Here is a 14,739-nt window from a genome sequence, read left to right on the forward strand (position 1 = left end):
TTCACATGATTTTGTTGAAAACAACATTCTTCTGTTAATAAAGTTGCATTTTGGGAAATTTTTTTGGGAAAGAAATAGAATAACTTATAGAAGATAAGCCCGTTTTCAGATTTTCACTTTTTTTATCACATTTTAAATCCTCTTAATTAACAGTGTATATAATGTTAATTAGAGATTATTGTAATAGCGTTCATTTTTATCAACTAATGTTAAGAAGTGCAGCTTTTCCTTTATAATAAAGCATTTCAACTTGTGTATTTATTGTTGATTTCTGTTAATAAATCGCAGGTAATTAACTTTGCGTATCGGGGATAAAAAAGTTATCACGATATACACACCCGTAATAGTAATAGTTTTATATAATAATAATGTATTAATACATATACTACAATGGATATTAACATTGAAAAAGCTGTGAAAGAAATTGAATCAAAAGGTTTCCTTGATTTGGATTTAGATCCTTCAATGAATTTATTTGAAGCAATTGAAGATTTGAAAAAAGAAAAGAATGCCGTATTACTTGCGCATTATTATCAGGAACCCGATATACAGGATGTGGCTGATTTTATTGGCGACAGTTTAGGTTTGGCGCAACAAGCAGCAAAAACGAATGCAGATGTAATAGTTTTTGCCGGTGTACATTTTATGGCTGAAACTGCAAAGATTTTAAATCCTTCTAAAAAGGTTTTGTTACCTGATTTAAAAGCAGGGTGTTCCTTGGCTGATAGTGCACCCGCTGGTTTGTTTAAAGCTTATAAATATAGATATCCAGACCACCTGGTGGTATCTTATATTAATTGCAGTGCAGAAATTAAAGCTTTAAGCGATATTATTTGTACCAGTAGTAATGCGGTAAGTATTATCGATAGTATACCAAAAGATCAAGCAATTATTTTTGCCCCAGATAAAAATTTAGGTGCTTTTCTAAATAAGCAAACGGGGCGTAACATGCGATTGTGGGATGGTGCATGCATGGTACACGAGATTTTTAGTTTGGAGAAGATTACGAAGCTTAAAATACGTAATCCAAAGGCTAAATTGATTGCTCATCCGGAATGTGAGGATGTAATTTTAAAAATTGCTGATTTTGTTGGTAGTACTACCCAATTATTAAAATTTGCTGTGACTGATAATTGCAATGAATTTATTGTAGCAACCGAAACAGGGATTTTGCACCAAATGCAAAAAGACGCACCTTTTAAAACTTTTATTCCAGCACCTCCAAATAATAGTTGTGCCTGTAATGATTGTCCACATATGAAATTGAATACCCTGGAAAAGTTATATCTGTGTATGAAATATGAATTACCGGAGATTAATATGGTTGAGGATTTACGATTGGCTGCATTGAAACCTATGAATAGAATGATGGATATTAGCAGAGCAGCTGGTTTAATTGGATAGGATTTGGTGACTTGGGTTATAGAGTAAAAGTGTGCGACGCAAGTAAAGCTTGTTTATTTGTTTAGCCGGGCTACTTATTTTTCGTTTTCTTTTCTAATGAATAATGAATTATTTCTTTGTTTGGATTGTTGGTATATTTTAAAACTTTGTTCTATATAATATCCTAATTCTAAATCGTTCATATAGGCAATTAATTCGTAGGAAGGTTTTATGAGATTCATAAATGAATCCAGTTCATTATCTTTTAAGCCGGTTAATCTTTTTACCAGAAATGGAGTATAGCGGTGTTTAATGTATTTCTCCTGTTCTTCTTCAATTAACCTTTCCTGCATGGTTAAAATTTGCCGGTTTCGTTTAAATCGAAACATGTTAATAAATTCCACTAAATCTATGCCAGCAGTTACTGATCCTGGAACGTAAGTATTTGGATTTGAAGTAGTTATGCCAATTTTTGGCTTTTTGAAATTAAAAACTTTTGCATATTCCAGCCTGTTTTGTATTGAATCGAAAACATAATTACTGTTTCTTACTTTTACAGCTGGTAACCAGGCGGCATCTACATGTAATGCAATTTCAAAGTTGGATATATCATTTATTGTATCTACTAAATACTTTACTGTTCTTTTTGATAAGTATGAAAACCAAACTGAATCTTTGTCATTAAAATTAATACTGAATTTACCCGTAGAATCAGAAATGGTATTAAATCCTGATGAGGTTTGTACGGTAACAGCTTCTAATGGTTTTTTATTGTAATAATCGTATACAACACCAGTTAATCTATTTTTCTGTGCCTCAGCTGTTGAAGAGATGATTATAAAGCATAATAGTGCCAGGCAATAAGAAAAAGGATAGAATTTTTTCAAGCTTGTTTTTTTATGCTGTAATATTAATAAATGCCAGACTTATTGCAATTCTGGTGGCATCACTTTAACCCTCTTTTACAAATATTTTTTAATCAATTGTATTTTATATTATTAGTTTTTTGATACCAGCAATACTAATGGTGGCATCTTCCTTGCGTCGCATTACTTTCATCTGCAGGTTAAATTTGGAGCAAAGAAAAACTTGATTATTACCTACCCATATAAACCATAAGTATTTGTACATCGCTTGGATTTACACCACTAATTCTACCTGCCTGACCCAGTGTTCTTGGTTTTATTTTTTTAAATTTTTGCAGGGCCTCATTACTAAGTGAGTTTATTTTATCATAATTAAAATTATCTGGAATAATCAATTCTTCTAAACCAGAAAGTTTTTGCACCAGTTCATTTTCCTTTTCAATATATCGTTCATACTTTATTTGTATTTCTGCTTGTTCTAATTCTTCTTTGCTATAGTCTTTTGTTTTTTCTTTTAATACAGGTACTGCATTAAAAAGAGAAATAATATCTACATCTGGTCTTAAGAGTATTTTACTTGCTTTATATTTTTCAGATAATTGAGCAGAATTTATGGAGGTTAAATAATCGGCAATTTCATTTGGCTGTATATATATTTCTTTAAGTAAAGCACTTATCTTTTTTACAGCCTCTTTTTTTTCTGCAACTTGTTGCATTCTTTCTTCCGAAGCCAATCCTAATTCATAACTTTTTTCTGTTAACCTTAAATCTGCATTGTCTTGTCTTAATAGCGTTCTGTATTCAGCACGGCTGGTAAACATCCTATAAGGTTCATCTGTTCCTTTACTGATCAGGTCGTCTATAAGTACACCAATATATGCTTCACTTCTTTTTAAAATTAATGGCTCAAGATTTTTTACTGCCTGGTGTGCATTAATGCCAGCCATTAATCCCTGGCAGGCAGCTTCTTCATAGCCCGTTGTACCATTAACTTGTCCTGCAAAAAATAGATTTTTTACCAGTTTTGTTTCCAGGGAATGCTTTAATTGTGTTGGTGGAAAGTAATCGTATTCTATGGCATAACCAGGTCTGAATATTTTTGCATTTTCAAAACCATCAATTTTGCGTAATGCCTGTATTTGTACTTCTTCCGGTAAAGAGGTTGAAAATCCATTTACGTATATTTCAACGGTATTAAAACCTTCAGGTTCTACAAAAATCTGGTGTCTGTCTCTATCAGAAAATCGGTTTATTTTATCTTCAATGCTTGGGCAATATCTTGGACCTACCCCATCTATTCGTCCAGAAAACATAGGACTTCTATCAAAACCTGTCTTTAAAATATCATGTACGGTTGAATTTGTATAAGTGATAAAACAACTCCTTTGCATATTTGGAGCTATTTTAGGAATGTCCAGATAAGAAAATCCAGTTATTTCTTCATCACCAGATTGCTCTTCCATTTTAGTATAATCCAAGCTTCTGCCATCTACCCTTGGAGGTGTTCCTGTTTTTAACCTATCACTTTCAAATCCATATTCAATAAGTTGTTCAGTTATACCTGTTGCAGCTTTTTCAGCTACTCTCCCTCCACCAAATTGTTTTTCGCCAATATGTATAATACCATTTAGAAAAGTGCCACTTGTAACTACAACTGCTTTTGAACGAATTGAATGGCCTAAACCGGTAACTACACCGCAAGCGCATTCGTTTTCAATAATGATGGATTTAACCATGTCCTGGTAGAAATCTACATTTGGTGTTTGTTCTAGCATTTCCCTCCAGGTTATTGCAAAGAGCATTCTATCGCTTTGGGCTCTTGGACTCCACATAGCTGGGCCTTTACTCCTGTTTAGCATTCTAAATTGTAAAAGGCTTTTATCAGTTACTATACCACTGTATCCTCCCAAAGCATCTATTTCTCTAACAATCTGGCCTTTAGCAATACCACCCATTGCAGGGTTACAGCTCATTTGGGCTATTGTTTGCATATTCATAGTAATCAAAAGCACTTTACTACCCAAATTTGCTGCTGACGCTGCTGCTTCGCAACCCGCATGTCCTGCACCCACCACTATTACATCATATTCTTGAAACATAATACATTAATTCAAATGCAAATATAAACCCGCATCAGGATTGTTTTGTTTTTATTCAAACACTATTCAATTCTTGTTCCACGTGGAACAGATGTATTATAAAAGGTTTTTGGGTAGGAAGTAAAGGTTTCACGTGGAACTATAAACCCAACTCATATGTAGAAATATAGAAATCTTCTTTTCCCCTCATTTCTATAATGTCTTTTTTAGACTTGTCTTTATAGCCACATAAATGAAGTGACCCATGAAATAACACCCTTAGTATTTCTGTTGTAAAACTGCAATTATGCAATGTTGCATTCTCTTTTACGCGGTCTATACTAATATATATTTCTCCAATAATCTCATTTGGGTGATCTGATAAGTCGAATGTAACAATATCAGTAAATGTATTATGATTTAAAAACGACCTATTTATATTTAAAAGAAACTCATCGGAACAAAATATATAGTCAATACGCTTCATAGTAACCTTCTCAGCTTTAAAAATATCCTGAATGAAGGCTCTAATCTTAACTTTGTTCTTAATAGTAAGTTGTCTGTCGCTATAATGAAAGAATACGTTTAACACGGTGTTGTATTTAGACTTCCAAATTTCGTAATAAAAACCGGGGTAGCAATTCTACATTTGCATATATAAATGGTTATGAAACGATTATCTGAAGTAGAAATAGGAAAAAGGGTGGTTATTAATTCGTTTGAGAAGGATGACATCTTTATTAAACTCATGGAAATGGGATGTATTCCGGGTGAAACCATAAGGGTTGATCAAATTGCACCATTAGGAGATCCCATATCTATTTCGGTAGCTGGTTATAACCTAAGCCTTCGTTTAAACGAAGCCTACCAGATATTTGTAGATGAAGAAATATAATAAGCTCAATCCTATATTTATTTTATGAAAATTGGTTTATACTTTGGTTCTTTTAATCCAATTCATGTAGGCCATTTAATTATAGCTAACCATGTAATAAATACTACAAACTATGATAAAATATGGTTTGTAGTATCACCTCAAAACCCACTAAAGCCTTCTAATTCCCTCTTAAATGAATATACCCGTTTACACCTCGTTCGCCTGGCTATTGAAGATAATCCCAGATTTAAAGTAATCGACGTTGAATTTAATTTACCCAAACCATCTTATACAATCGATACGCTTACCTATTTAAAAGAAAAATACCCATCTTATTCCTTTGCGGTTATTCTTGGATCTGATAGTTATCAAAATCTACCTAAATGGAAAAACTATCAAACCCTTATCAACGAAAATGAATTATTGGTTTACGAGCGGCCAGGTTTTCCATTTAACCCCCATCCCTTTACTCCCCCTTCCCATACAATACTTTTAAAAGGGGCACCATTACTGGATATTTCTGCCACCAGTATTCGAAAACTGCTAGGTGAGGGAAAATCAATTCAATATCTTGTATCCGAAAAAGTAAGGGAAGAGATAAATGCAGCTGGATATTATAAAAAGTAAAGTTGTATTTACCCGGCAGTTACCTATACATTAAACTGCTCTTGCGTCGCACTCTTGTACGCCAGCGAACCCTATTCAGCAAATTCATTAAAAAATCAGGCCTAAAAATAAACAGGCAATTACAATATATGGTGGCTTAATTCTTGAGCTAGAAAGTGCGTAAAAAGTACCGGCCACCACAAAAAGATTAATAAAAGGTAAAAAACTGCCATCCAGCATATCCGTAGAAATATTCTTTAATAGAAATACGGTCGCACCAATCATTATACCTACAACTGAAGCATTTATACCTTCTAATGAACGGAATATGATGGCATATTTTTTTAGGTTATGCCAAACCGGGAAAAAGAAAAGAACAAGCAATGCGCTTGGCAGGAAAATTGCAATAGCACCAATAACACAACCCAGCAATTGCATTTGAGGTTTTGGATTACTGTTTTGCATGGCCATCCCACCCATAAAAGCACCAATTGAAAAAACAGGCCCCGGAATTGCACGTACTATGCCTGAACCAGTTAAAAAATCTTCTTGTCTGATTTTCAACACTTTAGGGTTTTCTTTTTCAATATACTCGGTATTTGGACGTACTACATACTGTTGATACATCATGGGCATCAACACATCCCCACCACCAAATACAAGGCTGCCAAAGCGATATAAATTCTCAAAAAGGTTATAAGGTGCCCTGTTTGGCCAATCTTCCTTTCTTGCTTTTTCACTAAGCGTACCTGCAATTAAAAAAAGCGTGAAAAATATTACGATATTTCCCCATTTTATTTTCTTAGGAGGTACACCCTTTTGGGGAATTCTTTTATCACTAAAATTGGTGGCAATACCAGCAGCAAGAATAACTGCAGGAAAAACCCAGGGTGTTTTAAAAAGGAAGAAAGTTAAAGCAGCAGCAGCAACCATTATCACCCTTGTAATGGTATTTGTTATCGAAAACTTTGACATTCTGAATGCCGAAAAAGCTATAAACCCAATAGCCATTGGTTGTATAAACTTAAACACATACATATAATCATTGCTTTTCCCAAAATAGTCTAATAAAAAAGAAAGACCACTCATTAGGGTGCAGGCAGGTAATATCCAAATAATCAAAGTTAGAATGGCTAAAGGCAGGCCTCCTCTTTTATAACCAATCAGTGTTAATGTTTGTGTAGATGAAGCTCCGGGAAGCATCTGGCAAAAAGCATTGTATTCCAGTAATTCTTTTTCTGTTACATCCTTTCGCTGGTGCACAAATGTTTTTAGCATCATTCCAAAATGACCTTGCGGTCCTCCAAAAGCTGTTATACTGTGAATAAATACAGCTTTTAAAAAAGGAATATGCCTTAAAAGAATCAATGCTGTTTGTTTTATGTATTAAAATGAATAGCACTCAATTTAGAAAAAAAAATTTTAGAACGGGTTTATTTTAATCATGTATTCATAAAAATATTTTAATCACCTGTTTGATTTTATTGTATTTACTATACAGGAAATGAAGAAAATATTGAACAACACATTAAGTTTATGCAGATGTATTAAAGGTTTATAGTTAATCATTTATATAGCAAAGAGAGATATAGATACTATAATAAAAACAAAAAGGCCATACAATTTTTGCATGGCCTTTTTATGTAGAATCTATTTTTAATGATATTAACTACTCATACTAGCTAGAAATTCAAAATTGTCTTTTGTGCCGCGCATACGTTTTAATAATTCATTCATGGCCTCTTCGGTTTTCATATCGTTGATATACAAACGAAGAATATTCATCCTGGCCAAAACTTCTCTGTCTAATAATAAATCATCACGGCGCGTAGAAGAAGCAACAAGGTCAATAGCCGGGTAAATTCTCTTATTTGCAAGCCTTCTGTCAAGCACCAATTCCATATTACCAGTTCCCTTAAATTCTTCAAAAATTACTTCATCCATTTTGCTACCTGTTTCAATTAAGGCGGTTGCAAGTATGGTTAACGAACCTCCATTCTCAATTTTACGGGCTGCTCCAAAAAACTGCTTTGGTTTTTGCATGGCATTTGCTTCCACGCCGCCACTTAACACCTTGCCACTTGATGGGGCAACAGTATTATGTGCCCTTGCCAAACGTGTAATGGAATCTAAAAGAATTACTACATCATGTCCACATTCTACCAGGCGTTTAGCTTTTTGTAATGCAACGGCCGATACTTTTACATGTTTTTCAGCTGGTTCGTCAAAAGTAGAAGCAATAACCTCTGCCTTAACGCTACGTTCCATATCTGTAACCTCTTCTGGTCTTTCATCTATAAGCACTACCATTAAATAGCATTCAGGATGATTGGCCGCAATTGCATTGGCTACTTCTTTTAATAACATTGTTTTACCCACTTTTGGTTGGGCAACAATTAAACCTCTTTGCCCTTTTCCTATTGGGGTAAACAAATCCATTATACGGGTGCTATAATTACTGGGACTTGTAAATAAATTAAGTTTTTCAAAAGGAAATAAAGGTGTCAGGTAATCAAAAGGAACACGATCTCTCACATCTTCAGGGCTTTTGCCATTAATGCTTTCCACTTTTAAAAGGGCAAAGTACTTTTCCCCTTCTTTTGGTGGACGCACCGCACCAAATACAGTATCACCTGTTTTTAGGCCAAATAGCTTTATTTGAGAGGGTGAAACATATATATCATCAGGCGAAGAGAGATAATTATAATCTGAAGAACGTAAAAATCCATATCCATCAGGCATCATTTCCAATACACCTTCGCCCTGAATAATTCCATCGAATTCAATATTAAAAACCTGTTCTTTTCTATATGGTTTCGATACAATAGGTTCGTCTGCTGGTAAATCCATCCCATCATTGTCTAATGGGTCATCATCCAGATTTAACGGTTCATCATCACCCAACATATTCAGCAACCTGCTTCCTAATTCAGGTATATCTATATCAATAACAGGTGTTGGTTTAATTGGAAGAATCTTCTTTTCCAATTTTGGGGCGCTGGCAGCATTAGTATCCGGGTTGGTTTCAACCGGTGCGCTCTCTTCTTTATCTTTTGGTTTTCTGCCCCTCTTTTTTAACTTATCTTCTTTGTTATTTTCTTCGTTGGTGGTTACTGTTTCAGCAATAGTGCTTGGATAAACAGGTTCAGGCTCACTCATAACAACTGCTTCTTCAGAAGTGTTAGCCGTGTTAGCCTTAATAATTCTTTTTCTTTTTGGCTTCTCTGTATTACCAGCATTTTTGTTTTCGCTGGAAGTAATAGCCTGTTTATCAAGAATCTTATAAATAAGATCCTGTTTGTCTGGTTTCTTGGTGGTGGGGATATTTAATTGCTCAGCAATATCGAGCAATTCAGGAACCAGCATGTCGTTCAATTGAAGAATGTCGTACATAAAAAAGTAAAAGAGATTGTATTTAAAACTTTAAAAACCGTCTTAAAAATGAAGAAATCAAAATATTGGTTGATTATACGAAACGGTGTGAGCTGAGAGGGCTTGACACGTTCAATTCAGCCTGTTTCTGTTGCAATGTTACTGCAAAATGTTTATAATCAAACAAAATTTTTATACTCCGTACTAAGTATTTTATGAATTACTACCTGGTTTTGCTGGCCTTATTTATCTGTTTTATGTGATTATATAAAAACTGCACTGTAGAATATTTGTTATTGCTAACTTTTTGGCTTGTACAAATTTTCAATTTTAACATTGATACTGTTTATGCCGTTACTTTAATATTGTTGAATTATCAAAAAATACCATAAACGAATTTGCTAATCTAAAAACCTTGATTGGCTTATATTTGCGCCTTATAAAGGCCAACTATAACAAACCGCAGGATTGAATAATTAATTTAATCTCCATTTTTGCTGCCCAAAGTACCAGAACGATGAACCGAGCGTGGCAAGAAAAGATGCCCCATGTTATAAGCTGGTATTCAAATAATTATTAGAAAAACTAACGTGTTATGTTTATTAAGCGAATAAAAATTAAGGAACTATTAAAAGCAGAGCCAACTGGCCAGGAAGTAATAGTAATGGGATGGGTACGTACATTTCGCAATAACCAGTTTATAGCGCTAAATGATGGCAGCACTAATAATAACATACAGGTAGTAGTGGCTTTGGGAATGTTGGATGATGATACCTTAAAACGAATCACTACCGGCGCATCTCTTAAGGTTACCGGTAATATTGTTCCCTCTTTGGGTAAGGGGCAAAAAATGGATCTTACCGCCACCAGTATTGAAATTTTGGGTGATTGTGATGCAGCTGAATACCCCATGCAGCAAAAGAAACATAGCCTTGAGTTTTTACGCGAAAAAGCACATATGCGCTTTCGTACCAATACTTTTGGATCAGTATTTCGCATAAGACATAGCCTGGCATTTGCTATACATAAATTCTTTAACGATAAAGGGTTTGTATATATGCACACACCCGTAATTACTTCAAGCGATGCTGAAGGGGCTGGAGAAATGTTTAGGGTTACTACACTCCCTATGGATAACCCACCCAGAAATGAAGACGGAGCAATAAATTTTAAAGAAGATTTTTTTGGTAAAAGCACCAACCTTACCGTTAGCGGCCAACTGGAAGGCGAATTAGCGGCTACTGCTTTTGGCGACATTTATACTTTTGGTCCAACCTTTAGGGCAGAAAATAGTAATACCACCAGGCACCTGGCTGAGTTTTGGATGATTGAACCAGAAATGGCTTTTTATGATATTGAAGACAATATGAACCTGGCCGAGGAATTTATTAAATACCTGATTGCATATGCCATGGAACACAACAGGGAAGACCTTGAATTTTTGGCGCAAAGATTGGCCGAGGAAGAAAAGCAATTACCTGCAGATAAGCGTAGCGAACTTGGTTTGATAGAAAAACTGGAATTTGTTTTAAACAATGGCTTTGAACGTATTACCTATACAGAAGCAATCAATATTTTACTGGATAGCCCGGCATACAAGAAAAAGAAATTTCAATACGAGGTAAGCTGGGGAATTGATTTACAAAGCGAGCATGAACGTTATCTGGTAGAAAAACATTTTAAAAAACCTGTTATTGTTACCGGCTACCCCGCAGCTATAAAGGCATTTTATATGCGAATGAACGATGATGGTAAAACGGTGGCTGCCATGGATATTCTGGCACCGGGTATTGGAGAAATTGTGGGCGGCAGCCAGCGTGAAGAACGCTTGGACAAACTAATGCAACGTATGAAAGACATGCATATTCCCACCGAAGAAATGGAGTGGTACCTGGATACCCGCCGCTTTGGTACAGTGCCGCATGCCGGTTTTGGATTGGGCTTTGAGCGCATGGTGTTATTTGTAACCGGAATGACTAATATACGCGATGTAATTCCGTTTGCGCGAACACCAAAAAACTGCGAATTTTAATACAGCCAGCAGGGCGTGCCCCTGCGGGTCGGGCTATGCGCTGCAAGTCCTCGCTACGCTGCGGGCTTTACGCTACTATCCCTCACGCAAAAAATTTATCATGGTTCAATTAATACAATGGCGGCATATATATGCCGCCATTTTTTTGTAGCTACTCATATCAACAATTGTAAACAGCGCATTTTATGCAGCGCAAAGAGATGCGGTACAAGAGTGCGACGCAAGTACGCCTAATTTGTATTTTGTCGCCCGGTTCAAAAAAAAATAAGTTATTTTGATAAACGCCCCATTTCTAATTAAAGGGGTTAGAAAAACGGGCTTCAGTTGTTATTGTATTATCGGTAAGTGTTTGCAAAAAAGCCAACAACTTTGAAACATCCTGCGCCGCTACGCCATGATCTGGTATACGGCTGGTTAACATGGCTTGTAAGCTTGCAATACTGCCATTATGAAAATAGGGCGCTGTTAATGCAATGTTGCGTAAACTGCTTGATTTAAAACGGTCTTCATTATTTATACCCAGGTCGCTATCATCTCTTAACGCAAACGGCGCTTTTGGGCTTGAAGTAATAAACATGGGTGGCGTATGACAGCTGGCACAGGTATTTACCCCCGCTGTTAAAAATAACTGCTCACCTGCGCTCTCCTCTGCAGTAAAACTGGCTTTGCCTGCTTTAACCTGATCATATTTGGATTGATACGTTACTATACTGCGCACAAATTGCGATAATGCTTTTGAAATGGCATCAGCACTTATTGTAGAATTACCAAAAGCCTTTTGAAAAAGAGGTGGATAAAATGCAACCGTATCAAGCTTGTTAACCAATGCAGGTAAAGTCATACCCATTTCGGTAAGGTCCTGTATGGGCATAAGTGTTTGCTCCTCCAGGCTGGCAGCTCTTTCATCCCAAAACATTTTCCCAGATTGATAAAACCCAATATTAAGTAATGGCATAGAATGGCGCCTGGTAAGCCCTCCCTCAAAACCAACGCTGCGCAGGGCGGTATCGCTAAAACTAAGTGTTTGTTTATGGCAACTGGCACAGCTAATGGTATTGTTTAATGACAGTCTTTTGTCGTAAAACAATACCCTGCCAAGCGTAGCGCCATCATTGGTAATGGCATTATTATCGGGTGTATTATCTGTTTGCAAAAGATTATTTGCAATATTAGCTGGTAAGCTAACCATATAGTTGTATGGTATTGTGGGTAATACGGGAGTTGTATTGCTGCTTTCGGTATTAGCGGGTTGGCTGGTATCTTCTTTAGAACAATACTGGCAAAGCAGCGTAAGGCATACCAGGGTAACAGATACCCTAAGTTGTTTGCTAAACATAGTGTTTAATTTTCTTGTTTGATAAAATTGGTACAGGTTAGAAGAGAAAAGAAAAATAAACCTTCGTAATAGCAACGTTTCTTTTTGTTAAAACCATGGTAAAGCAGCACTTATTGTTTTGCGGGTAACATCATCACAATTTTCTCGGGTAAAATACGGGCGGTTAAACTTTTTACCTTACCCATATACTCACCATCAATTTGAAAATGAACAAAACGTTTGGTTGTAATACTAATATGGGTGGCTGCGAAACTTTCAATATTATCTGGGTTAAAATGCCCGCTGTGAAAAAGCATTTTTATTAACTCTATTACAGATAATTTTCTGATAATTACAATTTCAAAAATGCCATCATTCAATTCGCCGGTGGGATTTATTTGTACGCCGGTTCCATATTTACTGGCGTTGGCCAGAACCACCATAAATGCTTTTCTTTTAATGGTGGTATTACGCATGGTAAATACCACATTCATTTGTTTCTTACGCCACAACGTTTTAAGTACTACTTTGGCATAACCCCATTTACCTCTGATATTATCTTCTTCAAAGTTTTTAATTAGTTGTGCATTTAAGCCAATATCACTTAGGTGCAGGCATTTATGCCTGCTGTTTATTTCAATCATATCGCATGGCTGCATAAAGCCATTTAAGCAAATATCCAAAGCCTCATTAAGGGTAAGCGGAATATTAAGTTCTTTTGCCATTCCGTTGGCACTTCCGGCGGGTATTATACCCAATGCTATACCTTTGCCTGAAAGCAATTGTGCCACCATAGAAATGGTACCATCGCCACCAACAACAATTACCAGTTGCGGAGAGAAAGCAGTAATAGCATTGGAAACAATATTTTCCGGGCCATTATTGTCCAGCATGCAAAACTGAGTATTATATGGCAAAGCATTAAAATATTGCTGTAACAATAAGGGCCAGTCTTTTTTAATGCCGCTGCCAGATCGAGGATTGATAACAATTAATATTTGTAAAAAGCCATTTATCATTTTGTTGTAATAGTATAATGAACCCGGAAACAGTCAATATAATTTCTACTAACCCGAAAGCAGGTTTTTTTAAAAAAATACAAAAAAAATTCCTGCAAATTTTAGGGCTTACCAATAAACCTGTGATAAGGGTATATAATGGTTATGGCAACGAAACAAGCTGTATTCTGTTTGGACATACATTGCAACTAAGCCCTTTACCACCTAAAAAATATACCTCAAATTTTTTATTGAATATACTTGCTTTATTGCGTTTGTTTATGGTTAAACCTCTCCCTGATATAAAGCTAAGTTTAATATGGCAGAATAGAACAGTTGAGGCGTTAAGTGATAAAGAAGGATTTTTCAGGTTTGAATTTGAATGGGGTATGGAAAAGATAGCACATGGCTGGCATAAGGCAGAAGTATACATGCACCATAAAAAATCAAATAAGGTAATTGCACAGGCAACAGCCAATATCATGGTGCCATACCCTTCGCAGTATGCCTTTATTTCTGATATTGATGATACCTTTCTCATCTCCCACTCAGCGCATTTGCGAAAAAGACTTTACGTACTGCTTACCAAAAATGCAAGAAGCAGAAGACCATTTGACGGTGTGGTTAAACATTATCAATTGTTATCAAAAACAACGGGCCAGGCAGCTGCCATCAACCCTTTTTTTTATGTATCTAGCAGCGAATGGAATTTGTATAATTATATTCATGCATTTTCTGCCCAACATATTTTACCAGAAGGGGTTTATCTGCTAAATAAATTAAAAACCATCAGCAGTGTATTTAAAACCGGACAAAATAACCATAGTACAAAGTTTATGCGAATTGCCCGTATTTTAGAAGCATACCCTACCCAGCAGTTTGTTTTATTGGGCGACGATTCTCAGGAAGATCCAACTATTTATGCTGCCATTGTTAGCTATTTTCCCCAGCAGATTTTTTGTGTGTACATACGCCATGTACTTAAAAAAACGCCGCAGGTGGTACTAACAAAAATTAGGGAAATAAAAATAGCGGGCACCCATTGCTGCTACTTTTTTCATAGTGCCGAAGCTATTTTACACTCAAAGCAAATTGGCCTGATTGTGTAACACAATAATGGGCCAAACAATTGGTCATTACCGGGCTTTACTTGCGTCGCACACTTGTACGGCATAACAGCGCGGTGCATTAAAACAGCAACTCAAAATACAA

At 35.9% G+C, this 14,739-nt stretch carries 12 protein-coding genes; 5 read left to right on the plus strand and 7 right to left on the minus strand.

The window, feature by feature from the left end; translation table 11 throughout:
* Positions 1–390: 390 nt before the first annotated feature.
* Positions 391–1,404, plus strand: a complete 1,014-nt coding sequence (nadA, locus tag GD597_RS08790) for a quinolinate synthase NadA (protein ID WP_171607459.1) — start codon at positions 391–393, stop codon at positions 1,402–1,404.
* A 74-nt stretch (positions 1,405–1,478) separates the two neighbouring features.
* Here nadA and GD597_RS08795 read toward each other — a convergent pair whose 3' ends face one another.
* From GD597_RS08795 to ybeY, 3 genes are all read right to left on the minus strand, one after another.
* Positions 1,479–2,270: a peptidase associated/transthyretin-like domain-containing protein gene (locus tag GD597_RS08795; protein ID WP_171607460.1), complete on the minus strand. Its 792-nt coding sequence runs from the start codon at positions 2,268–2,270 to the stop codon at positions 1,479–1,481.
* Positions 2,271–2,479: 209 nt separating this feature from the next.
* Complete coding sequence (mnmG, locus tag GD597_RS08800; protein WP_171607461.1) at positions 2,480–4,348, minus strand: tRNA uridine-5-carboxymethylaminomethyl(34) synthesis enzyme MnmG; 1,869 nt, start codon at positions 4,346–4,348, stop codon at positions 2,480–2,482.
* Between the two features lie 139 nt (positions 4,349–4,487).
* Positions 4,488–4,919, minus strand: a complete 432-nt coding sequence (gene ybeY, locus GD597_RS08805) for an rRNA maturation RNase YbeY (protein ID WP_171607462.1) — start codon at positions 4,917–4,919, stop codon at positions 4,488–4,490.
* A 75-nt stretch (positions 4,920–4,994) separates the two neighbouring features.
* On the opposite strand from ybeY, the gene GD597_RS08810 reads away from it, so the two are divergent.
* Complete coding sequence (locus GD597_RS08810) at positions 4,995–5,222, plus strand: FeoA family protein (protein ID WP_171607463.1); 228 nt, start codon at positions 4,995–4,997, stop codon at positions 5,220–5,222.
* Between the two features lie 24 nt (positions 5,223–5,246).
* Complete coding sequence (nadD, locus tag GD597_RS08815; RefSeq protein ID WP_171607464.1) at positions 5,247–5,831, plus strand: nicotinate (nicotinamide) nucleotide adenylyltransferase; 585 nt, start codon at positions 5,247–5,249, stop codon at positions 5,829–5,831.
* 87 nt (positions 5,832–5,918) lie between these two features.
* On the opposite strand, the gene chrA is transcribed toward nadD, so the two are convergent.
* Both chrA and rho read right to left on the minus strand, forming a co-directional pair.
* On the minus strand, positions 5,919–7,178 hold the full coding sequence (chrA, locus tag GD597_RS08820) for a chromate efflux transporter (RefSeq protein WP_216368546.1): 1,260 nt from the start codon (positions 7,176–7,178) through the stop codon (positions 5,919–5,921).
* A 297-nt stretch (positions 7,179–7,475) separates the two neighbouring features.
* The gene (gene rho, locus GD597_RS08825; protein ID WP_171607465.1) at positions 7,476–9,203 is read right to left on the minus strand and encodes a transcription termination factor Rho; all 1,728 of its coding nucleotides are present in this window, start codon (positions 9,201–9,203) and stop codon (positions 7,476–7,478) included.
* A gap of 574 nt (positions 9,204–9,777) precedes the next feature.
* Here rho and asnS point away from each other — a divergent pair.
* Positions 9,778–11,214, plus strand: a complete 1,437-nt coding sequence (gene asnS / locus GD597_RS08830) for an asparagine--tRNA ligase (RefSeq protein ID WP_171607466.1) — start codon at positions 9,778–9,780, stop codon at positions 11,212–11,214.
* 292 nt (positions 11,215–11,506) lie between these two features.
* On the opposite strand, the gene GD597_RS08835 is transcribed toward asnS, so the two are convergent.
* Together GD597_RS08835 and GD597_RS08840 are read right to left on the minus strand one after the other, a co-directional pair.
* Positions 11,507–12,550 (minus strand): cytochrome-c peroxidase, encoded by a 1,044-nt coding sequence (locus GD597_RS08835; protein ID WP_171607467.1) that lies wholly within the window; start codon positions 12,548–12,550, stop codon positions 11,507–11,509.
* Between the two features lie 110 nt (positions 12,551–12,660).
* Complete coding sequence (locus GD597_RS08840; protein WP_171607468.1) at positions 12,661–13,548, minus strand: diacylglycerol/lipid kinase family protein; 888 nt, start codon at positions 13,546–13,548, stop codon at positions 12,661–12,663.
* Positions 13,549–13,565: 17 nt separating this feature from the next.
* Here GD597_RS08840 and GD597_RS08845 point away from each other — a divergent pair, with 17 nt between their 5' ends.
* Positions 13,566–14,636 (plus strand): App1 family protein, encoded by a 1,071-nt coding sequence (locus GD597_RS08845; protein WP_171607469.1) that lies wholly within the window; start codon positions 13,566–13,568, stop codon positions 14,634–14,636.
* Positions 14,637–14,739 lie beyond the last annotated feature (103 nt).

Origin of the sequence: Limnovirga soli (assembly GCF_013106755.1) — a bacterium.
Classification (GTDB): Bacteria; Bacteroidota; Bacteroidia; order Chitinophagales; family Chitinophagaceae; genus Limnovirga; species Limnovirga soli.

Bases quoted from the DNA above. Each gene is read 5' to 3' on its own strand.
- nadA (WP_171607459.1), top strand. From the start codon at position 391: ATGGATATTAACATTGAAAAAGCTGTGAAAGAAATTGAATCAAAAGGT.
- mnmG (WP_171607461.1), bottom strand. From the start codon at position 4,348: ATGTTTCAAGAATATGATGTAATAGTGGTGGGTGCAGGACATGCGGGT.
- nadD (WP_171607464.1), top strand. From the start codon at position 5,247: ATGAAAATTGGTTTATACTTTGGTTCTTTTAATCCAATTCATGTAGGC.
- asnS (WP_171607466.1), top strand. From the start codon at position 9,778: ATGTTTATTAAGCGAATAAAAATTAAGGAACTATTAAAAGCAGAGCCA.
- GD597_RS08810 (WP_171607463.1), top strand. From the start codon at position 4,995: ATGAAACGATTATCTGAAGTAGAAATAGGAAAAAGGGTGGTTATTAAT.
- GD597_RS08840 (WP_171607468.1), bottom strand. From the start codon at position 13,548: ATGATAAATGGCTTTTTACAAATATTAATTGTTATCAATCCTCGATCT.
- GD597_RS08835 (WP_171607467.1), bottom strand. From the start codon at position 12,550: ATGTTTAGCAAACAACTTAGGGTATCTGTTACCCTGGTATGCCTTACG.
- rho (WP_171607465.1), bottom strand. From the start codon at position 9,203: ATGTACGACATTCTTCAATTGAACGACATGCTGGTTCCTGAATTGCTC.
- GD597_RS08845 (WP_171607469.1), top strand. From the start codon at position 13,566: ATGAACCCGGAAACAGTCAATATAATTTCTACTAACCCGAAAGCAGGT.